Consider the following 21,350-nt stretch of genomic DNA (forward strand, 5'->3'; position numbering starts at 1 on the left):
ATTTTGATGTGTGAATACATTCAACTGTGGGAGCTGGCTTGCCTGCGATGAGGCCCTCCCAGCCAATACACCGCTAACTCTCCTGCGCTCTGTAGGCCCCCGGCGTCAGCCCTGTCCACTTCTTGAACGCCCGATGAAACGCCGACGGTTCGGAAAACCCCAACTGCTCGGCGATCTCCTGCAAAGACAAATCCGCCCGCCCCAGGTGGTAAATGGCGATATCCCGGCGTAGCTCATCCTTCAATGCCTGAAAGCTCGTGCCTTCTTCGCGCAGGTGGCGGCGCAGGGTCTGTGGGCTGATGTGCAGGTGCTGGGCGACGGCTTCCAGGTCTGGCCAGGGCGTGCGGTCGCGGCTCAGCAGGCGGCGCAACTGGCTGCTCAGGCTGTCACCTTCATCCGGCCGGGACAACAAGTCGGCAGGGGAGCGCTGCAAGAAGTGCTTGAGGGTGCGTTCATCCTGCAACAGCGGCAGGCTCAGGTAGCGGCTGGGAAACACCAGGCTGCTGGTCGGCGCGCCGAACACCTGGCGGCAGGGGAACAGCAGGTCATATTCACCGGCATGGGCCGGCATCGGGTAACTGAAGGTGGCCTGCTGCAGCCGGATACGCTGGCCGATCAACCAACTGCCCAGGCGATGCCAGATCACCAGGAGGCATTCACTGAGGAAGTGGTCCGGGTCCCATAGCTGTGAGTCGTCCAGGCTCAGGCGCGCCATGTCGCCTTCTTTGGTCAGCTGCCAGCGTGGGCCTTGGGGGAACAGGCTATAGAACAATAAGCCGCGCTCCAGCGCCTTCTCCAGCGTGCGGCAATGGATCAGCGCGTGGCACATCATGGCGAAAGTGCCGCGTTTGCTCGGCCCTTCGGCAAACCCCAGGTATTCGTCATCCAACCCCAGCCAGAGCATTTGCAGCAAGCGGGCAAATTGCTCTGGAGCGATGCGGGCGCGGGGTTCGGTCAGCAGTTCCGGGGTGATGCCCACCTGCTGCAACACCCCCGAGTAGTCGAAACCGGCTCGGCGCGCACCGCCGAGGGCCGCTCGGGCGTAATGGCTGGCGATGGTACGTTCACGCATGCAAGGGCCTCATCCATGGAGTGGCGGATGGTAGCCATCACCCAGTGGGGCGACAAGGCGGATATCCGCCAAATTGTAGGACGAGACAGGATGAGTGGGCGGAAATCCGCCACTGTGTTGCACTCTCCGGAGTCGCCCCTGAACCCAAAGCCCTCATGTCTAAAGGCCTTCAGCGCGTTTAAGCAAAGTGGCACGCTGTTTGCGATAAGGATTACAGCGCAGGCTTGCTCCTACAGGCTTCGCAAACAACAAATCCCTCCAGTGCAGGAGGGTTCGCAATTCAAGTGCCGTGGGCAATGGCGGATATTTGCCACACGGGACGATTGAGGAACTTTGCAATGACGACTCGTCAGCCAATCTACAAATCCCTGTATTTCCAGGTGATCGTTGCAATCGTTATCGGTATTTTGCTCGGCCACTTCTACCCGCAGACCGGCGTGGCCCTCAAGCCACTGGGTGACGGCTTTATCAAGCTGATCAAAATGGTCATCGCCCCGATCATCTTCTGTACCGTGGTCAGCGGCATCGCTGGCATGCAAAGCATGAAGTCGGTGGGCAAGACCGGCGGCTACGCGCTGCTGTACTTCGAAATCGTTTCCACCATCGCCCTGCTGATTGGCCTGGTCGTGGTCAACGTGGTGCAGCCGGGCGCCGGCATGCACATCGACGTCGCGACCCTGGATGCTTCCAAAGTGGCGGCCTACGTCACCGCCGGTAAAGACCAGAGCATCGTCGGCTTTATCCTCAACGTCATCCCGAACACCATCGTCGGCGCCTTCGCCAACGGCGACATCCTGCAAGTGCTGATGTTCTCGGTGATCTTCGGTTTCGCCCTGCACCGCCTGGGTGCCTACGGCAAGCCGGTGCTGGACTTCATCGATCGCTTCGCCCATGTGATGTTCAACATCATCAACATGATCATGAAGCTCGCGCCAATCGGTGCCCTGGGTGCCATGGCGTTCACCATCGGCGCCTACGGTGTCGGTTCCCTGGTGCAGTTGGGCCAGTTGATGATCTGCTTCTACATCACCTGCATTCTGTTCGTGGTGCTGGTGCTGGGCGCTATCTGCCGCGCTCACGGTTTCAGCGTGTTGAAGCTGATCCGCTACATCCGTGAAGAACTGCTGATCGTACTGGGCACCTCGTCGTCGGAATCCGCACTGCCGCGTATGCTGATCAAGATGGAACGCCTGGGCGCGAAGAAGTCCGTGGTCGGCCTGGTGATTCCAACCGGTTACTCCTTCAACCTCGACGGTACGTCGATCTACCTGACCATGGCGGCCGTGTTCATCGCCCAGGCGACCGACACCCACATGGACATCACGCACCAGATCACCCTGCTGCTGGTGCTGCTGCTGTCGTCCAAAGGCGCTGCTGGCGTGACCGGTTCGGGCTTCATCGTACTGGCCGCCACCCTGTCGGCCGTTGGCCACCTGCCGGTTGCCGGCCTGGCGCTGATCCTGGGTATCGACCGTTTCATGTCCGAAGCCCGTGCGCTGACCAACCTGGTGGGTAACGCAGTTGCCACCATCGTTGTGGCCAAGTGGGTCAAGGAACTGGACACCGACAAGCTGCAAAGCGAGCTGGCGTCTGGCGGTACCGGTATCTCCGAAACCCGCGAGCTCGATGACCTGGGCGTGGCTGAAGGCCCGGCGCCTGTCGTCAAGTAAGTGGCTGCGGGCGTGAACTGACGCCAGCGCTATCCGTAAACGCCCCGACTGGTTCGGGGCGTTTGCGTTTCTGGCGGGATACAACCGATATTTTTGGTTTACAGTGAGCGCGACAGTACTTACCGGAGGCCTGATGGACAGTGTGGATCTGAACGTCCTGCGCAGCGTGCTGCAATGGCGCCGCGCCGGGCAGCGCGTGATGTTGTACAGCGTGGTGCAAACCTGGGGCAGCGCGCCGCGCCCGCCGGGAGCGATGCTGGCCCTGCGCGGTGATGGTGTGGTGATTGGTTCGGTGTCGGGCGGTTGCATCGAGGATGACTTGATCGCGCGCCTGCAGGACGGCCGCTTACCCGCTGACGGCCCGCCCGTGCAGTTGGTGACCTACGGCGTCACCCGCGACGAGGCGGCGCGTTTTGGCCTGCCCTGCGGCGGCACCCTGCGGCTCACCGAGGAGCGCGTGGAAGAGTGGGGTTGGGTCGAAACGCTGCTGGCGCGTTGTGAAGATCATCAGATTGTCGCTCGCGAGCTGAACCTGGCCACCGGCGAAGTGACCTTGAGCGCCGCCAGCAAGACCGACGTGGTGAGCTTCGACGGCGAACGCTTGCGCGCCATCTATGGCCCGCGCTGGCGCCTGCTGTTGATCGGCGCCGGACAGCTGTCGCGCTACGTAGCGGAAATGGCACGTCTGCTGGATTTCGAAGTGCTGATCTGCGACCCCCGCGAAGAGTTCGTCTATGGCTGGGAAGACCAGCATGGACGCTTTGTGCCGGGCATGCCCGACGAGGCGGTGTTGAACATCCATACCGATGAACGCACGGCCATTGTCTGCCTGACCCACGATCCACGTTTGGATGACATGGCGTTGCTGACGGCGCTAAATTCCACCGCGTTCTATATCGGCGCCCTGGGGTCGCGGGTCAATACCCAGAAGCGTCGGGAGAACCTGGCCGCGCTGGGCCTGTCGGCGGACGCCATCGCACGTTTGCACGGGCCGATTGGCCTGCACATCGGCAGTCATACGCCGGCGGAAATTGCGCTGTCGCTGATGGCGGAAATTGTTGCGATCAAGAACGGTGTGGCACCGATGCAGAAGAAACCGATGGCAGTGGTGGCCGAGTGACTGTGGCGGCGATTGTGCTGGCGGCGGGGCAGGGCAGTCGTTTTCGTGCCGAAGCTGGAGCTGATCAAGACAAATTGCTCGCCGCGTGTGTGGGGCTGGATGGCGTTAGCCGGCCGGTCATCGAGCAGGTGTTGCGCAACTTGCCTGAGCGTGTGGTAACGCGCTGGCTGGTGACGTCGCCGGAGCGCGGGGAGGTTATCCGCCTGGCAGAGGCTTATGGCTGTCAGGTTGTACTGCTGGATTCGAGCGGTATGGGCGACAGCATTGCGGCGGCGGTCAAGGCCAGCGGTGCAGCGGATGGGTGGCTGGTGGTGTTGGGGGATATGCCGTTTATTCGGTCATCGAGTATCGAACGGGTGATTGCCTGCGTGGAGGGCGTCACTGTACCGGTATCTGCCGGGCAGTACGGGCACCCGGTGGCTTTCCATCACAGGTTTGGGCCGGCGCTGATGGCGCTGAGTGGGGATCGTGGAGCCAGGCCGTTGTTTGCACAAACTCAGGTACGAGAGGTGCAGGTAGATGATCCTGGTGTGCTTTGGGATGTGGATGTGCCGCAACGGTTGAGTTTTACTGCAGGTTAAGTGTGGCAGCTGGCTTGCCTGCGATAGCCATAGGTATCTACTTAGAGCCGACGTTGGACCTGTGGCGAGGGAGCTTGCTCCCGTAACGGCCTGATAGCCGGCGCTTATCTACCTGACGCACCACCGTCCAATGTGGTAGCTGGCTTGCCTGCGATAGCGGCCTGACAGTCAACACAGTTGGATTGTGTACATATCCATTCCTGCGGTAACGACCACTTAAGGTTCCGCCCTGACGGAGGCCAAACCGGCATCCCTGCCGGTTTACCCCCCAAATCCCTGTCGAATTCCGGCCAGCGTGGTTTGACGGGGCGCCTAAGATCAAAAGCAGATCAAGAGCGACTCGCTTCGCATCGTGGTTACCGTCTGCCGTTACAGCCCACAAAGTTGTGTAGATACCTCTGCTGCGATAGCGGTGTGTCAGTCACCGCCACGCTGGCTGAATCGACGCTATCGCAGGCAAGCCAGCTCCCACAGTGATCGCATTCCAGGTCGAGATAATCAGCCATAAAAAAGCCCCGCCTGATCACTCAGGCGGGGCTTTTTAGTGGCTTATGGAATCAGACGAGGGGTTTAGGCTCGTGCTCTGCTTCCTGGGCCTCGTGCTCTACCGCCTTGGCTGCGGCTGCAGCAGCTTCGGCTTCCTTGCGGCGACGACGCACTTCACGCGGGTCGTTCGGCGCACGGCCGTTTTCGGTGAGGGCGCTTGCAGGTGCAGCTTCAACCACCGGGGCGGCCACTTCGGCAACCACCGGGGCTTCAACTTCAACCACGGGCGCAGGCTCCGCAACCGGCGTCGGCTCAACCACTGGGGCTGGCTCGGCGACGACTTCAGCAACCGGTGCCGGTGCTTCTTCTACCACTGGGGCAGGCGCTGGCGCTTCAGCCGGTGCAGCCGGTTCGGCGGTCCACTGGAAGGCGGTCTGTTCTTCGCGAACTTCACGCACAGCCGGGGCAGCTTCTTCGACCACCGGAGCTTCTACAGCCGCTTCGACTACTGGCTGAGGCTCAATCGGTGGAGCTGGTTCAACGGCAACCACGTCGGTTTCTGGCTGTGCATCGCGAACCGGGGCAACTTCCACTTCCGGAACCACTGGGGCTTCGACAGGGGTCGTGGCTTCAACGACTGGCGCTTCAACAACCGGCACTTCAACCGCTGGGGTTTCGGCGGCTGGCGCTTCTACGGCAACAGTGTCTTCGACGGCAGCGGTAGCACGTTCGGCTTGCTCGTGAGCCTGGGCTTCAGCAGGTGCGCTGATGACCGAGCTGGCAACGGCAGCGGTAACGGCCAAGCCGGCAGCCAGTTCGGCGCCTGTTGGCTCGTTGTTGGCAGCTTCTGCGTTCTCGCCGGTTTCTTCCGAACCTTCGATTACGTTGCCGTTTGCATCACGCTGACGCTCACGACGGTTGCTGCGACGACGCTGGCCACGGGAGCGGCGGCGTGGACGATCGCCTTCGGCGTTGTCCTGGCCGTCTTCCTGCAACTGCTCTTCGCCGGTCAGTACTTCTTCTTCGGTGGCAGCAGCGGCTTGCTCGGCGCGTGGTTGACGCTCTTCACGTGGCGGGCGCGGTTGGCGCTCTTCGCGTGGTGCGCGTTCTTCACGCGGCTGGCGGGCCGGGCGTTCTTCAGTGCTAACGGCTGCGGCAGCGGCAACAGCAGGTGCCGCGTCCAGAGGCTCACGTAGTTCACGCACGCGTTCTTCACGCTCGCCACGCGGCTTGCGATCTTCACGTGGAGCGCGTGGGGTACGTGGGGCGCGCTCTTCACGCGGTGCACGTTCTTCACGGGCTACGGTCGGGGTGTCTTCACGGGCTTCGCGAGGCGCACGTTCTTCACGTGGTGCGCGTTCTTCACGCGGGGCACGTTCTTCGCGAGGCTTGCGCTCTTCGTCACGGCGGCCATTGCGGTTACGGCTCTGCTGGCGACCGTTGCGACGTTCTTCATTGCGCGCCGGGCGCTCGGTGGCAGGTTTTTCAACCACAACCGGGGCAGCAGGCTCTTCCTTGGTGGCGAACAGGCTGACCAGCGACTTCACCAGGCCCTTGAACAGGCTTGGCTCAGGCAGGGCGGCCGGCGCGGCAACCGGTGCGGCAGCTTCGGTCGGTACCGGTGCGTTGGCACGGGCCGGTGCAGTCTTCACCGCGGCTTCCTGGCGAACCAGGGTGCGGGTCGCAGCGGCTGGCTGGACTTCTTCGACTTCGGCGGCAGCCGCGGCGATTTCATAGCTGGACTGCCCGCTATGGGCTTCCGGGCTGTCGTCACGCAGGCGCTGTACTTCGAAGTGCGGCGTCTCGAGGTGATCGTTCGGGAGGATGACGATACGGGCACGGGTGCGCAGTTCGATCTTGGTGATCGAGTTGCGTTTTTCATTGAGCAGGAAGGCGGCAACCGGAATCGGCACTTGGGCGCGAACTTCGGCGGTGCGGTCTTTCAGGGCTTCTTCTTCGATCAGGCGCAGGATCGCCAGGGACAGCGATTCAACGTCACGGATGATGCCGGTGCCGTTGCAACGCGGGCAGACGATGCCGCTGCTCTCGCCCAGGGATGGACGCAGGCGCTGACGGGACATTTCCAGCAGGCCGAAGCGCGAGATACGGCCCACTTGTACGCGGGCGCGGTCAGCTTCCAGGCATTCGCGGACTTTCTCTTCCACGGCGCGCTGGTTCTTGGCAGGGGTCATGTCGATGAAGTCGATCACGATCAGGCCGCCGATGTCACGCAGACGCAGTTGGCGGGCGATTTCTTCAGCCGCTTCCAGGTTGGTCTGCAGGGCGGTTTCTTCGATGTCGCTGCCTTTGGTCGCACGTGCCGAGTTGATGTCGATGGACACCAGAGCTTCGGTCGGGTCGATCACGATGGAGCCGCCGGAAGGCAGTTCGACCACGCGCTGGAAAGCGGTCTCGATCTGGCTTTCGATCTGGAAACGGTTGAACAGCGGAACGCTGTCTTCGTACAGCTTGATCTTGCTGGCGTACTGCGGCATTACCTGGCGGATGAAGGTCAGGGCTTCGTCCTGAGCTTCAACGCTGTCGATCAGCACTTCGCCGATGTCCTGGCGCAGGTAGTCGCGGATGGCGCGGATGATCACGTTGCTTTCCTGGTAGATCAGGAACGGCGCGGAACGATCCAGGGACGCCTCTTTGATAGCGGTCCACAGTTGCAGCAGGTAGTCGAGGTCCCACTGCATTTCTTCGCTGCTGCGGCCAAGGCCTGCAGTGCGCACGATCAGGCCCATGTCGGCCGGTGCGATCAGGCCGTTCAGCGCTTCACGCAGTTCGTTGCGCTCTTCGCCTTCGATGCGACGGGAAATACCGCCTGCACGTGGGTTGTTCGGCATCAGCACCAGGTAACGACCGGCGAGGCTGATGAAGGTGGTCAGGGCTGCGCCCTTGTTGCCACGTTCTTCTTTTTCGACCTGGACGATGACTTCCTGGCCTTCGCTCAGGACGTCCTTGATGTTCACGCGGCCTTCAGGGGCTTTCTTGAAGTATTCGCGGGAGATTTCTTTGAGGGGCAGGAAGCCGTGGCGCTCGGAGCCGAAATCGACAAAGGCAGCCTCAAGGCTTGGTTCGATGCGAGTGATACGGCCTTTATAGATGTTGGCCTTTTTCTGCTCGCGTGCACCGGATTCGATGTCCAGGTCGTAGAGGCGTTGGCCATCTACCAGTGCAACACGCAACTCTTCGGGTTGAGTTGCGTTAATCAGCATTCTTTTCATGTTGTACCGTCGGTTTCCGGGCTGCCGGAAACGGCGTTCGGCACACACGACTTCTCACGGTCGGTGTCAGGTGCGTCAAGAGTGGTTGGCCACTCCAGTGTCCAGCAAAATCGGCCAATTGGGCCAATATCGCGACGGACGCGTCCTGCTCGTTAGCGGTGGTGACAAAGGCACCACTTCAACAAAAGCTAAGGTCAGGAGGAGGAATCAACCGGCGACTGTGGACGAGATGAAGCGTCTAAAACAAGCCTAGTGCTACACAGTCCGACGGTTGTGCATCTCCACCCTACACGTATCCCTGATAATTCGGGTGCTGCCGCGCGCAGAATCCGCAGCGGGTTGGCATTTACCGTGTTCTCCAATGGGGAGTCCACGCTCATGGCTAAACAAGACTAGGTGTGGGCGGTTGCGCTCTCACTCAGCTCTTAACAGGCGTTGTTTCCGAAGCATTCGCCATGGTCTGGCTCAAAACTGACTGCACTTTGTGAACTGGCCGTAAATATCGGCGCAAAAGGCGAGTATTCACTCTGCTTTCTGCACTCGCTTCAGGCCTCATGTCACCTGCGCTTGTTACAATCTTGAGCCTTCCTGGGTGGCGAAAGCCCCGTAGGACGGCCTCGCGTCCTGATGAATTGCGATGGTCAGGGCCGGCAGTTTGCCGCATGTCCTCTGTCCAGGCCGCTTTTGGCGGCGTTCGCGACTATAGCAGTAATGATTAAGTGCTTCAATTCCATAAAAAATTGTTATCATCGCCGCCATGACGACTACCACCCCCCCGACCCCCAGCGTCCAGCTGCTTGAGGTCTCGCCGGAATATGCCGGCCAACGCATCGACAACTTTCTTTTGGCCAGGCTCAAAGGCGTGCCCAAGACCTTGATTTATCGCATTTTGCGTAAAGGCGAAGTGCGCGTGAACAAGGGGCGCATCAAGCCTGAGTACAAGCTGCAGGCGGGCGATATCGTCCGTGTGCCGCCAGTGCGCGTGCCTGAACGCGACGAACCGGTACCGCTGGCCCAGGGGTTGTTGCAGCGCCTGGAAGCGTCGATCGTGTTCGAAGACAACAAGCTGATCGTGATCAACAAGCCCTGTGGCATTGCGGTTCATGGTGGCAGTGGCTTGAACTTCGGCGTGATAGAAGCCTTTCGTCAGTTGCGCCCGGATGCCAAGGAACTGGAACTGGTGCATCGCCTGGACCGTGACACCTCCGGCCTGTTGATGATCGCCAAGAAGCGCAGCATGTTGCGCCACTTGCACACCGCCCTGCGTGGCGATGGCGTGGACAAGCGCTATATGGCGCTGGTGCGCGGCAACTGGGCCAGCTCGATCAAGAGCGTGCGTGCGCCGCTGCAGAAGAGCAATCTGCGCTCCGGCGAGCGCATGGTCGAAGTGGACGAGGAGGGCAAAGAAGCCCTGACCCTGTTCAAGGTGTTGCGTCGCTTCGGTGACTTCGCCACGATGGTCGAGGCCAAGCCGGTCACTGGCCGCACTCACCAGATTCGTGTGCACACCCTGCATGCGGGCCACTGCATTGCGGGCGACACCAAGTACGGCGACGAAGATTTCTCCAAGGAAATTCGCGACCTGGGCGGCAAGCGCCTGTTCCTGCACGCGTACATGCTCACCGTGCCGCTACCCGATGGCGGCGAGCTGAAACTGCAGGCGCCGGTCGATGAAATGTGGGCCAAGACCGTGGAGCGTTTGAGTGTCGCACCTTGATTACAAGCTGCTGATCTTCGATTGGGACGGGACGCTGGCCAATTCCATTGGCCGCATCGTCGAGTCCATGCACATGGCGTCGACCCGCTCGGGCTTTGAGTTGTGCACGGACCTGGCGGTCAAGGGCATTATCGGCCTGGGTTTGCCTGAAGCCATTCGCACCTTGTACCCCGACATCAGCGACGCCGAGTTGGTAGCGTTTCGCGAGCACTACGCCGACCACTACATTGCGCTGGAAGCTACGCCTTCGCCGCTGTTTGAAGGTGTGGTGCAATCGCTGCAAGCGTTTCGTGCCGAGGGCTATCACCTGGCGGTCGCCACCGGCAAGGCTCGTCGCGGCCTGGACCGTGTGCTCAAGGCTCACGGCTGGGAAGATTACTTTGATATCACCCGCGCTGCGGATGAAACCGCCAGCAAGCCTCATCCCTTGATGCTGGAGCAGATCCTTGCGCACTGTGGCGTTACGCCACGCGAGGCATTGATGGTGGGTGATGCGTCTTTCGACCTGATGATGGCGCGCAATGCAGGCATGGATAGTGTCGCCGTCAGCTACGGCGCCCAGTCTGCCGAGGCGTTGCAGCAGTACGAGCCGAGGCTGACGATTGATCATTTTTCCGAACTGCAGGTCTGGCTCAGCCGGGCCCGATAAGTCTTTGCTGGGGTTGATGGCATGAGTGACGAGTGGAAGGCGCCTGAAAAGGCACAGAGCAGTGATGATAAAAGCTGGAAGCTTTTGGAGAAGACCCTCCTGGCCAGCGTCCAGGAACAGCGGCGTTCGCGGCGCTGGGGGATTTTTTTCAAGCTGCTGACCTTTGTGTACCTGCTTGGGATGCTGGCGCTGTTCAGTCCGCTGATGGACATGGAAAAGAGCGCCACCCGTGGCAGTCACTACACCGCCTTGATTGAAGTGCGCGGCGTGATTGCCGACAAGGAGCCCGCCAGTGCCGATAATATTGTCACCAGCCTGCGCGCGGCTTTTGAGGATGCCAAGGTCAAGGGCGTTATCCTGCGCATCAACAGCCCAGGTGGCAGCCCAGTGCAGTCGGGTTATGTGTATGACGAGATTCGTCGTCTGCGCGCCTTGCATCCGGATACCAAGCTCTATGCCGTAATCTCCGACTTGGGTGCCTCGGGTGCCTATTACATTGCCAGTGCTGCAGACCAGATCTATGCCGACAAGGCCAGCCTGGTGGGTTCTATCGGTGTGACGGCGGCCGGTTACGGTTTTGTCGGTGCCATGGAGAAGCTGGGGGTCGAGCGTCGCACCTACACCTCGGGTGAGCACAAGTCGTTCCTCGATCCTTTCCAGCCGCAGAAGGCGGATGAAACCGCGTTCTGGCAGGGCGTGCTCGACACTACCCATCGTCAGTTCATCGCCAGCGTCAAGCAGGGGCGTGGGGATCGCTTGAAAGATAAAGAGCATCCGGAGCTGTTCTCCGGCCTGGTATGGTCGGGCGAGCAGGCATTGCCGCTGGGCTTGATTGACGGCTTGGGCAGCGCCAGCTCGGTGGCGCGGGATATAGTGGGTGAGAAGGAGTTGGTGGATTTTACGGTCGAGGAATCGCCGTTTGATCGCTTCTCCAAGAAACTCGGTGCCAGTGTGGCGGAGAAGTTGGCGCTGTACATGGGCTTCCAGGGGCCGTCCCTGCGCTGAAATTCCAAGCTAGGTGTAGATCAACTGTGGGAGCGGGCTTGCCCGCGATAGCGATGGATCAGTCGATATAAGTGTCGCCTGGTACATCGCTATCGCAGGCAAGCCAGCTCCCACATTGCTTTACGAAGGTTTCAAGGGATCTGTACGCTTTCGGTCAGCAGCATGTCCACCAGTCGAATCAGTGGCAGCCCAACCAGGCTGGTCGCATCCGGTCCCTCGGTGCTCCGGAACAAGCTCACACCGAGCCCTTCTGCTTTGAAGCTGCCCGCACAGTCATAAGGCTGCTCGATCCGCAGATAGCGCTCAATACGCTCTGCATCCAGTTCGCGCATGTGTACGGTAAACGGCACGCAGTCCACCTGGCAGCGCCCGGTCTCGCTGTTGAGCAGTGCCAGCCCGGTAAGAAAGCTCACACGCTTGCCGCTGGCAGCCAGTAATTGCTCGCGGGCATTTTCGAAGGTGTGCGGCTTGCCGATGATCCGGCCTTCCAGTGCGGCGACCTGATCCGAGCCAATGATTAAATGCCCAGGATGGCTGGCGGCGAGGGCGCGGGCCTTTTGTTCGGCCAGGCGCTTGACCAGTTCGATGGCGGATTCATCCGGGCGGTGGCTTTCGTCGATATCCGGCGAGCTGCAGGTGAACGGCAGGTGCAGGCGACTCAGTAATTCCCGGCGATAAACCGAGCTGGACGCGAGTAATAAAGGCAGCATATACGTCTCCTCAAGGCAGTCGCCGATTCTAGCGACGTGACCGGCTGACGCACAGGGCTGAATTTCCTTTGACATGGCCGGGTGCATCCCTATAATGCTGCGCCTATGTTGAATGACCCGATTCCACCTCACGTTGACCCGCGCAAATTGGCTGATCGTGGCACCACCCTTCAAGGTGAAGTGCTGCTGGCCGATTTGGAGAGACTCTGCGACCCGCTTTCCGACACTGTCGGTACGGTGCAGGCGAAATTCGTTTTTGAACGAGATGAACGTAAATCTGTGGTAATCCACAGCGTTATCGACACCGAAGTCAAAATGGTTTGCCAGCGTTGTCTTGAGCTGGTCACCCTGCCGATCCACAGCGAATGCAGTTATGCTGTGGTGAAAGAGGGTGCGAATACCCAGTCGTTGCCGAAAGGTTATGACGTGCTGGAACTGGGCGAAGATCCATTGGATCTGCATGCACTGATCGAGGAGGAGCTTTTGCTCGCCTTGCCCATTGTGCCTGCTCATCATCCGGAAGAATGCCAGCAGCCGGAGGGTCTCGATGACGAGGCCGAGCCGAGCGAGGACGAGGTAACGCGGTCCAACCCGTTCAGTGTATTGGCGCAGTTAAAGCGTGACCCAAACGTTTAGGAGTTAATCAATTATGGCTGTTCAGCAGAACAAAAAATCCCGCTCCGCCCGTGACATGCGCCGTTCGCACGACGCTCTCGAGGCTAGCACCCTGTCCGTGGAAAAGACCACTGGTGAAGTTCACCTGCGTCACCACGTATCGCCAGAAGGCGTATACCGTGGCCGTAAAGTGATCGACAAGGGCGCTGACGAGTAATCACTTGTCTGCTCAAGTCATCGCGATTGACGCAATGGGCGGGGACTTCGGTCCCCGCAGCATTGTTCAGGCCTGCATTGCCAGCCTGTCTGCCACGCCCTCGCTGCATCTGACCCTCGTCGGTCAACCCTCCCTACTTGAAGAACTGATTGCCAGCCATCCGGCGGTGGATCGTGCGCGCCTGACGATTACGCCAGCCAGCGAAACCATCAGCATGGATGAAAAGCCGGCGGTTGCCCTGCGTGGCAAACCCGATTCTTCAATGCGGGTGGCCCTTGAGCTATTGCGTGATGGCAAGGTGCACGCCTGTGTCAGTGCCGGTAATACCGGCGCGTTGATGGCCTTGTCGCGGCACGTGCTCAAAACCCTGCCGGGTATTGATCGGCCGGCAATGGTGGCGGCGATCCCGACGCAGAAGGGCTATTGCCAACTGCTGGACCTGGGCGCCAATGTTGATTGCAGCGCCGAGCACCTGCTGCAGTTCGCCGTAATGGGCTCGGTGGCCGCCGAAGCGCTGGGCGTGGCCCGACCCAGGATTGCCCTGCTGAATATCGGTACCGAGGACATCAAAGGCAACCAGCAAGTCAAGCTTGCCGCCACCTTGCTACAAAGCGCGCGGGGCTTGAACTACATCGGCTTTGTTGAAGGTGATGGTTTGTACCGTGGTGAAGCTGATGTGGTGGTGTGCGACGGCTTTGTCGGTAATATCCTGCTCAAGTCCAGCGAAGGCCTGGCAACCATGATTGCCACGCGTATTGAAGCTTTGTTCAAGCGCAACCTGGGGGCACGTATGGTGGGTGCCTTGGCGTTGCCCCTGATGCGACGCTTGCAGGCTGACCTGGCGCCAGCACGGCACAACGGTGCAAGCTTTCTTGGCTTGCAGGGCATTGTGGTAAAAAGCCATGGCTCGGCCGGTGTGCTGGGCTTTCAAAGTGCAATTGCGCGGGCCTTGATCGAGATTCAGGAGAACCTGCCGCAACGCTTGCACGGCCGTCTCGAGGATCTGTTGCCTTAGGCGAATTGGCCCGGGAGTGCTTAAATGTGACCGGCCAGTTCAATTGACCATCCAATCAGTCAGTTTCGTTCGCGCCCACCGTAGGCGCGAGCATTTTTGACGACCAGATCATTAGGGGCTTGTTACATGTCTACATCCCTCGCATTCGTCTTTCCAGGGCAGGGTTCGCAGTCCCTCGGCATGTTGGCCGAGCTGGGCGCGCAATACCCGCTGATCCTGGACACCTTCAAGGAAGCTTCCGACGCCCTGGGTTATGACCTGTGGGCACTGACCCAGCAAGGGCCGGAAGCATTGCTCAACCAAACCGATAGAACCCAGCCGGCCATCCTGACCGCTTCGATCGCCCTGTGGCGCTTGTGGCTGGCAGAAGGCGGCGCACGCCCTGCCTTCGTCGCGGGTCACAGCCTGGGCGAATACAGCGCCCTGGTGGCCGCGGGCAGCCTGACCTTGGCTGAAGCGGTCAAGCTGGTCGAGCGTCGTGGTCAACTGATGCAAGAAGCCGTTCCGGCCGGGCAGGGCGGCATGGCCGCTATCCTGGGCCTGGACGACGCGGTGGTGATCGAGGCCTGCGCCGAAGCGGCGCAAGGCGAAGTGGTCAGCGCGGTGAACTTCAACTCCCCAGGTCAGGTGGTGATCGCTGGTGCCAAGGCGGCCGTCGAGCGTGCCATCGAGGGTTGCAAGGCCCGTGGCGCCAAGCGAGCGCTGCCATTGCCGGTGAGCGTACCGTCCCACTGCGAACTGATGCGCCCGGCGGCAGAGCGCTTTGCCGAGTCTATCGCTGCCATCAACTGGCAGGCGCCGCAGATCCCGCTGGTGCAGAACGTCAGCGCGGCCGTGGCCGCCGACCTCGACACCCTCAAGCGCGACCTGCTGGAGCAGCTGTACAAGCCAGTTCGCTGGGTTGAATCGGTCCAGACCCTGGCCGCCAACGGTGCCACCGAACTGGTCGAGTGCGGCCCGGGCAAAGTCCTGGCCGGCTTGAACAAGCGCTGCGCCGACGGTGTGTCGACCGCCAACCTCAATACCCCAGAAGCCTTCGCTGCCGCTCGCGCGGCACTGGCCTGAATCCCGTACTTAGGAGAAGCCTGCATGAGTCTGCAAGGTAAAGTTGCACTGGTTACCGGCGCAAGCCGTGGCATTGGCCAGGCGATCGCCCTGGAGCTGGGCCGTCAGGGCGCCGTTGTGATCGGCACCGCCACCTCCGCCTCGGGCGCCGAGCGTATCGCCGCGACCCTGAAGGAAAACGGCGTGCAAGGTACCGGTCTTGAACTGAATGTGACCAGCGATGAGTCCGTGGCTGCCGTACTGGCCCAGATCACTGCTCAGTTCGGTGCACCGGCTATCCTGGTGAACAACGCCGGGATCACCCGTGACAACCTGATGATGCGCATGAAAGACGACGAGTGGTACGACGTGGTCGATACCAACCTGAACAGTCTGTTTCGCCTGTCCAAGGGCGTTTTGCGCGGCATGACCAAGGCGCGTTGGGGCCGAATTATCAATATTGGCTCCGTAGTGGGTGCCATGGGCAACGCAGGCCAAGTAAACTACGCCTCTGCCAAGGCCGGCCTGGAAGGTTTCAGCCGCGCACTGGCGCGTGAAGTCGGCTCGCGGTCGATTACGGTCAACTCGGTGGCCCCTGGGTTCATCGACACCGATATGACCCGCGAACTGCCGGAAGCACAGCGCGAAGCCTTGCTGACGCAGATTCCGCTGGGCCGTCTGGGCCAGGCCCAAGAGATCGCGAATGTGGTCACTTTCCTGGCATCTGACGGTGCGGCATACGTGACTGGGGCTACAATCCCGGTTAACGGCGGGATGTACATGAGTTAAATTGTGACGGATCGCTTCAAAAAAATGTCATACGAGCTGTCTAAAATCCGTTATAAAGCTGCAACTTAATTTATAGGCAGGTGGCCGACCGGGTACAGGGTGAAGCTTTCAGTTGAAAAGCTGAAATGGCTTTCTATACACTTACCCACTGGCCAGCTGCCTGAATTTGTCCATTAGGAGTTAAACAAGGTATGAGCACCATCGAAGAGCGCGTCAAGAAAATCGTCGCCGAGCAACTGGGCGTTAAGGAAGAAGAAGTGGTCAACACTGCTTCCTTCGTAGAAGACCTGGGTGCCGATTCCCTTGACACCGTTGAGCTGGTGATGGCTCTGGAAGAGGAATTCGAGACCGAAATCCCGGACGAAGAAGCTGAAAAAATCACTACTGTTCAAGCTGCCATCGACTACGTTACTAGCCACCAGGCGTAATAGTTTGTAGTCGTCGCTTGCTGTCAGGGAAAAACCGCACTGCTGTAAAGGCGTGCGGTTTTTTCTTTAGCGGCGATGAAAAGTGTCGTCATTAGAAAAAGGAGAGTGCTGTGTCGCGTAGACGCGTCGTAGTCACCGGTATGGGTATGTTGTCGCCACTGGGTACGGATGTGCCGAGCAGTTGGCAGGGCATTCTGGCTGGCCGCAGTGGTATTGGTCTGATCGAACACACGGACCTTTCTGCCTATTCCACCCGTTTTGGCGGCTCGGTAAAGGGCTTCAATGTCGAGGAATATCTCTCGATCAAAGAATCCCGCAAGCTCGACCTGTTCATTCAGTACGGCCTGGCTGCCGGGTTTCAGGCTGTGCGTAACGCCGGCCTGGAAGTCACCGACGCCAACCGTGACCGCATCGGCGTGGCCATGGGTTCAGGTATTGGCGGTCTGACCAATATCGAAGAAACCAGCCGCACCTTGCATGAGACTGGCCCACGTCGAATTTCACCGTTCTTCGTACCGGGCTCGATCATCAATATGATTTCCGGCTTCCTGTCCATTCATCTGGGTGCACAGGGACCGAACTACGCAATCGCCACGGCGTGTACCACAGGTACCCACTGCATTGGCATGGCGGCACGCAACATTGCCTACGACGAAGCCGACGTGATGATCGCCGGCGGCGCCGAAATGGCCGCGTGCGGCCTGGGCATGGGCGGCTTCGGCGCGTCCCGTGCGCTGTCGACCCGCAACGACGAGCCGACCCGTGCCAGCCGTCCGTGGGACAAGGGTCGTGACGGCTTTGTGCTCTCCGACGGTGCCGGTGCGCTGGTGCTCGAAGAGCTGGAGCACGCCAAGGCGCGTGGTGCCACTATCTACGCCGAATTGATCGGGTTTGGCATGAGCGGCGACGCTTACCACATGACTTCACCGCCGTCCGACGGAGCGGGTGCTGCGCGTTGCATCACCAATGCCTTGCGCGATGCGAAGGTCAACCCCAACCAGGTGCAGTACATCAACGCCCATGGCACTTCGACCCCGACCGGCGACCTGGCGGAAGCAGAGGCCATCAAGTCGGTGTTCGGCGAGCACGCCTATAAGCTGGCGGTCAGCTCCACCAAGTCCATGACCGGCCACCTGTTGGGTGCGGCGGGCGCGGTCGAGGCGATCTTCAGTGTGATGGCAATCAGGGATCAGGTCGCTCCGCCGACTATCAACCTTGATGAGCCGGACGAAGGCTGCGACCTGAACTTCGTGCCCCACGAAGCGCAGCCCATGCCGATCGACGTGGCGATTTCCAACTCGTTCGGTTTCGGTGGCACCAACGGTTCCCTGGTGTTCCGCCGGTTCGCCGAGTGATGCACAGCTGGGTCGACGGTCAGCCAGCGGACAGCGTGCCCCTGAAAGATCGCGGCTTGGCCTATGGCGATGGGGTGTTCGAGACCATCGCCGTCAAGGCCGGGCAGCCGTTGCTGCTCGACCGTCACCTGCAACGCCTGGAAGAGGGTTGCAGGCGTTTGGCATTGGTGGTGGATCACGGGTTGATTCGCCACGAAGTGCTGAGCTTCGCCGCCGCCCTTGGCGACGGTATTCTCAAATTGATCCTCACCCGTGGCGACAGCTTGCGCGGTTACGGGATCAACCCTGGCGCCCCGGTGCGCCGCATCTTGCAGGGCAGCGCGCCCGCTGTTTACCCGCCCACCCATGAAGTCGAAGGCGTGCGCCTGTTCGCGTGTGCCACGCGCTTGGCGCAGCAGCCGTTGCTGGCCGGTATCAAGCACCTCAATCGCCTGGAGCAGGTGATCGCGCGTGCCGAATGGCAAGATACCGAACATGCCGAAGGCCTGATGCTGGATATATCTGGCCGGGTGATCGAAGGCATATTCAGCAATCTTTTCCTGGTGAGCAACGGCTTGTTACTAACCGCTGATCTGAGCCGTTGTGGCGTTGCGGGCGTGATGCGCGCCGAAGTTCTGGCCCAGGCACAAGCGCTGGGCGTCCCGGTGGCCGTGGCCGACATCAGTTTGGAGCAGTTGCAACAGGCCGATGAAGTCTTCGTCTGCAACAGCGTTTATGGCATTTGGCCGGTGCGAGGCTGCGCTGCGATGAGCTGGCCGGTTGGGCCGCTCACCCGTAAACTGCAGGGCATTGTTCGCGCGCTATTGGATATTTGAGTTGATACGAAAACTGGTGTTACTGCTGCAGATCAGCCTGATCTCGGCGGCTTTGCTCGTGGGCTTTTCTGCCTGGAAACTCGACTCTGCCCTCAAGCAGCCCCTGAAGCTGCCTCAGGAGCAGTTGCTCGATGTACCTGCTGGCGCTACGCCGACGGGCACCTTCAATCGTCTGGAAGCCGACGGCGTGCTCGACGATGCATTCTGGTTGCGTCTGTACTGGCGCTTCAACCTCGAAGGCCAGCCACTGCACAGCGGCGAGTACCGCATGAGCCCGGGCCTTACCGCCGAGGGTTTGATCGGCCTGTGGCAGCGCGGCGAAGTGGTGCAGTACAGCCTGACCTTGGTGGAGGGCTGGAATTTCCGTCAGGTGCGCACCGCCCTGGCCAAGCATGAAAAGATCGTGCAGACCCTCGCGGGCCTGACTGACAGCGAAGTGATGGATAAGCTTGGCCACCCAGGTGTGTTTCCTGAAGGGCGGTTCTTCCCCGACACCTACCGTTTTGTCCGCGGCATGACTGATGTCGAGTTCCTGAAAAAAGCTTACAACCGCCTGGACGATGTACTCGCCCAGGAGTGGAGCAAGCGTGCCGCCGACGCGCCCTACACCGACCCTTACCAAGCACTGATCATGGCGTCGCTCGTGGAAAAGGAGACCGGGGTGCCTCAGGAGCGCGGGCAGATTGCCGGTGTTTTTGTGCGTCGCCTGAAGATCGGCATGTTGCTGCAGACCGACCCCACCGTGATCTACGGCTTGGGTGAGCGCTACAACGGTAAATTGACCCGCACCCACCTCAAGGAAGCCAACCCCTACAACACCTACATGGTTGCTGGCCTGCCGCCCACGCCCATCGCGATGGTCGGTCGCGAGGCGATCCATGCAGCACTGAACCCGGTACCGGGCAGCAGCCTGTATTTCGTCGCCCGTGGCGATGGTAGCCATATATTCTCGGATAACCTGGATGCGCATAATGCCGCCGTGCGTGAGTTCCAACTCAAGCGCCGTGCCGATTACCGTTCCAGCCCGGCACCGGTGGTGAAACCGCCTGAAGATTCGGCACCTTCCAGTGATGCGCCTACCCCCGACGCTCCGATCGAGCCCGCGCCGGACACGACCGCGCCGCAAAGCCCGCAATGACTCTGACTAAGGACTGCCTGTGACTGGCTTGTTTATTACCCTGGAAGGCCCGGAAGGCGCCGGCAAAAGCACTAACCGTGACTACCTGGCCGAGCGCCTGCGTGCGCAGGGCATCGAGGTGGTGCTGACCCGTGAGCCGGGTGGTACGCCGTTGGCCGAGCGCATTCGCGACGTCCTGCTGACCCCGGGTGACGAGCCGATGAATCCGGACACCGAGTTGCTCCTGGTGTTTGCCGCCCGTGCCCAGCACCTGGCCGAAGTGATTCGCCCGGCCCTGGCGCGGGGTGCCGTGGTGATCTGCGACCGGTTTACCGATTCCACCTACGCCTACCAGGGTGGGGGCCGGGGGTTGTCCATGGAGCGCATCACCACCCTGGAAACCTTCGTGCAAGGCGATCTGCGCCCCGACCTGACCCTGTTGTTCGACCTGCCGGTGGAAGTGGGCATGGCCCGCGCCAGTGCGCGAGGTCGTCTGGATCGCTTCGAGTTGGAAGGCCAGGCCTTCTTTGATGCAGTGCGCAGCGCTTTCCTGCAGCGCGCCAAGGCTGAGCCCACACGTTATTACCTATTGGACGCCGCCCAGCCGCTGAGTCAGGTGCAACAGGCTATCGACGCGCTGCTGCCCACCCTGTTGGAGCGTAGCCGTGGCTGAGTCCTACCCGTGGCAGGACGGCCTCTGGCAGCAACTGGCAGGGCGCGCCCAGCACGCCCACGCCTATCTGCTGCATGGGCCGGTGGGCATCGGTAAACGCCACCTCGCCGAACGCCTGATGGGCAGCCTGTTGTGCCAACGCCCGGTTAATCTGGAGGCATGTGGCGAGTGCAAGTCCTGCCTGTTGCTCAAGGCTGGCAGTCACCCGGACAACTATGTGCTGGAGCCCGAGGAAGCGGACAAGGCCATCAAGGTCGACCAAGTGCGCGACTTGGTGAGCTTCGTGGTGCAGACCGCGCAGATGGGCGGGCGCAAAGTGGTGCTGATTGAGCCGGTTGAGGCGATGAACATCAACGCGGCCAACGCCTTGCTCAAAAGCCTTGAAGAGCCGTCCGGCGATACCGTGCTGTTGCTGGTGAGCCACCAGTCCAGCCGCTTGTTGCCGACCATTCGCAGCCGTTGCGTGCAGCAGGCTTGCCCGTTGCCCAGCGAAGCCATGAGCCTGCAATGGCTGGCGCAGGCGTTGCCGGAATGCAGCGCAGAAGAACGAGGCGAGTTGCTGACCCTGGCGGCTGGCTCGCCTTTGGCGGCAGTGAAGCTGCAGGCTCAGGGCGTGCGCGAACAGCGTGCACTGGTCGTGGATGGCGTGAAGAAACTGCTCAAGCAGGAATTGTCCGCCACGCAACTGGCCGAAAGCGCCTGGAAGGATATTCCGCTGTTGCTGTTGTTCGACTGGTTCTGCGACTGGTCCAGCCTGATCCTGCGCTACCAGCTCACCCAGGATGAGAACGGCCTGGGCTTGGCGGATATGCGCAAGGTCGTGCAATACCTGGCGCAAAAAAGTGCCCAGGACAAAGTGCTGAACATCCAGGACTGGATCCTCGCCCAGCGCCAGAAAGTCCTCGGCAAGGCCAACCTCAACCGCGTGCTGTTGCTCGAGGCGTTGCTGGTGCAGTGGGTCGGCCTGCTCGGGCGCCGTTAAATTCCGTGGCTGACGGGTGTATCGTTGGCCCTACCTCTTTTGTGACTTAAGCTCAGATTC

20 protein-coding genes are annotated in these 21,350 nt (G+C 60.7%); 17 read left to right on the plus strand and 3 right to left on the minus strand.

The genetic code is table 11. The features are described 5' to 3' along the window. Positions 1-73: 73 nt before the first annotated feature. Positions 74-1,072, minus strand: coding sequence for an AraC family transcriptional regulator (locus ACTJLA_RS24815; protein WP_054922148.1), 999 nt, complete (start codon positions 1,070-1,072; stop codon positions 74-76). 338 nt (positions 1,073-1,410) lie between these two features. Between ACTJLA_RS24815 and ACTJLA_RS24820 the strand changes: the two genes are divergently transcribed. From ACTJLA_RS24820 to ACTJLA_RS24830, 3 genes are all read left to right on the plus strand, one after another. After that, positions 1,411-2,742 (plus strand): dicarboxylate/amino acid:cation symporter, encoded by a 1,332-nt coding sequence (locus ACTJLA_RS24820; protein ID WP_003189258.1) that lies wholly within the window; start codon positions 1,411-1,413, stop codon positions 2,740-2,742. A 133-nt stretch (positions 2,743-2,875) separates the two neighbouring features. Continuing rightward, complete coding sequence (locus ACTJLA_RS24825; protein WP_252951134.1) at positions 2,876-3,862, plus strand: XdhC family protein; 987 nt, start codon at positions 2,876-2,878, stop codon at positions 3,860-3,862. Continuing rightward, complete coding sequence (locus ACTJLA_RS24830; protein WP_252951133.1) at positions 3,859-4,443, plus strand: nucleotidyltransferase family protein; 585 nt, start codon at positions 3,859-3,861, stop codon at positions 4,441-4,443. The genes ACTJLA_RS24825 and ACTJLA_RS24830 overlap by 4 nt, the downstream gene beginning before the upstream one ends. A 557-nt stretch (positions 4,444-5,000) precedes the next feature. Here the strand turns inward: ACTJLA_RS24830 and rne are convergent. Then, entirely contained in the window at positions 5,001-8,159 is a 3,159-nt protein-coding gene (rne, locus tag ACTJLA_RS24835) for a ribonuclease E (protein ID WP_440842326.1), read from the minus strand. A 757-nt stretch (positions 8,160-8,916) separates the two neighbouring features. Here rne and rluC point away from each other — a divergent pair. The 3 genes from rluC to ACTJLA_RS24850 are packed head-to-tail and all read left to right on the plus strand — an operon-like array spanning position 8,917 to position 11,530. Then, positions 8,917-9,876 (plus strand): 23S rRNA pseudouridine(955/2504/2580) synthase RluC, encoded by a 960-nt coding sequence (gene rluC / locus ACTJLA_RS24840; protein ID WP_034128444.1) that lies wholly within the window; start codon positions 8,917-8,919, stop codon positions 9,874-9,876. Then, positions 9,863-10,525 carry an HAD-IA family hydrolase gene (locus ACTJLA_RS24845; RefSeq protein ID WP_034128443.1) on the plus strand — a complete coding sequence of 221 codons (663 nt, stop codon included), beginning with the start codon at positions 9,863-9,865 and terminating at the stop codon, positions 10,523-10,525. Before rluC ends, ACTJLA_RS24845 begins: the two co-directional genes overlap by 14 nt. A 21-nt stretch (positions 10,526-10,546) precedes the next feature. Then, entirely contained in the window at positions 10,547-11,530 is a 984-nt protein-coding gene (locus ACTJLA_RS24850; protein WP_054897930.1) for a S49 family peptidase, read from the plus strand. A gap of 131 nt (positions 11,531-11,661) precedes the next feature. Here ACTJLA_RS24850 and ACTJLA_RS24855 read toward each other — a convergent pair whose 3' ends face one another. Beyond that, positions 11,662-12,240, minus strand: coding sequence for a Maf family protein (locus ACTJLA_RS24855; protein ID WP_198791664.1), 579 nt, complete (start codon positions 12,238-12,240; stop codon positions 11,662-11,664). 105 nt (positions 12,241-12,345) lie between these two features. On the opposite strand from ACTJLA_RS24855, the gene ACTJLA_RS24860 reads away from it, so the two are divergent. The 11 genes from ACTJLA_RS24860 (at position 12,346) to ACTJLA_RS24910 (ending at position 21,290) form a co-directional block, all read left to right on the plus strand. Continuing rightward, a complete protein-coding gene (locus ACTJLA_RS24860) occupies positions 12,346-12,876 on the plus strand; it encodes a YceD family protein (protein ID WP_003175611.1) in 531 nt (176 codons plus the stop codon). A 13-nt stretch (positions 12,877-12,889) separates the two neighbouring features. Then, positions 12,890-13,072 carry a 50S ribosomal protein L32 gene (rpmF, locus tag ACTJLA_RS24865; protein WP_003179396.1) on the plus strand — a complete coding sequence of 61 codons (183 nt, stop codon included), beginning with the start codon at positions 12,890-12,892 and terminating at the stop codon, positions 13,070-13,072. A gap of 4 nt (positions 13,073-13,076) precedes the next feature. Next, complete coding sequence (plsX, locus tag ACTJLA_RS24870; RefSeq protein ID WP_072448778.1) at positions 13,077-14,087, plus strand: phosphate acyltransferase PlsX; 1,011 nt, start codon at positions 13,077-13,079, stop codon at positions 14,085-14,087. Positions 14,088-14,213: 126 nt separating this feature from the next. Next, a complete protein-coding gene (fabD, locus tag ACTJLA_RS24875; RefSeq protein WP_054897933.1) occupies positions 14,214-15,152 on the plus strand; it encodes an ACP S-malonyltransferase in 939 nt (312 codons plus the stop codon). Between the two features lie 24 nt (positions 15,153-15,176). Next, positions 15,177-15,920: a 3-oxoacyl-ACP reductase FabG gene (fabG, locus tag ACTJLA_RS24880; protein WP_003189275.1), complete on the plus strand. Its 744-nt coding sequence runs from the start codon at positions 15,177-15,179 to the stop codon at positions 15,918-15,920. Positions 15,921-16,111: 191 nt separating this feature from the next. Then, positions 16,112-16,348: an acyl carrier protein gene (acpP, locus tag ACTJLA_RS24885; protein ID WP_003175607.1), complete on the plus strand. Its 237-nt coding sequence runs from the start codon at positions 16,112-16,114 to the stop codon at positions 16,346-16,348. 110 nt (positions 16,349-16,458) lie between these two features. Then, complete coding sequence (gene fabF / locus ACTJLA_RS24890) at positions 16,459-17,703, plus strand: beta-ketoacyl-ACP synthase II (RefSeq protein WP_034128438.1); 1,245 nt, start codon at positions 16,459-16,461, stop codon at positions 17,701-17,703. Next, complete coding sequence (gene pabC, locus ACTJLA_RS24895) at positions 17,703-18,518, plus strand: aminodeoxychorismate lyase (RefSeq protein WP_054897934.1); 816 nt, start codon at positions 17,703-17,705, stop codon at positions 18,516-18,518. Before fabF ends, pabC begins: the two co-directional genes overlap by 1 nt. Before the next feature lies 1 nt (position 18,519). Next, on the plus strand, positions 18,520-19,656 hold the full coding sequence (mltG, locus tag ACTJLA_RS24900; protein ID WP_034128436.1) for an endolytic transglycosylase MltG: 1,137 nt from the start codon (positions 18,520-18,522) through the stop codon (positions 19,654-19,656). A 19-nt stretch (positions 19,657-19,675) separates the two neighbouring features. Continuing rightward, positions 19,676-20,308 carry a dTMP kinase gene (gene tmk / locus ACTJLA_RS24905; RefSeq protein ID WP_054897935.1) on the plus strand — a complete coding sequence of 211 codons (633 nt, stop codon included), beginning with the start codon at positions 19,676-19,678 and terminating at the stop codon, positions 20,306-20,308. Then, positions 20,301-21,290 (plus strand): DNA polymerase III subunit delta', encoded by a 990-nt coding sequence (locus ACTJLA_RS24910; protein WP_034128434.1) that lies wholly within the window; start codon positions 20,301-20,303, stop codon positions 21,288-21,290. Before tmk ends, ACTJLA_RS24910 begins: the two co-directional genes overlap by 8 nt. Positions 21,291-21,350 lie beyond the last annotated feature (60 nt).

This window comes from Pseudomonas sp. 22072 (assembly GCF_052046095.1).
Taxonomy (GTDB): Bacteria; Pseudomonadota; Gammaproteobacteria; order Pseudomonadales; family Pseudomonadaceae; genus Aquipseudomonas; species Aquipseudomonas paracarnis.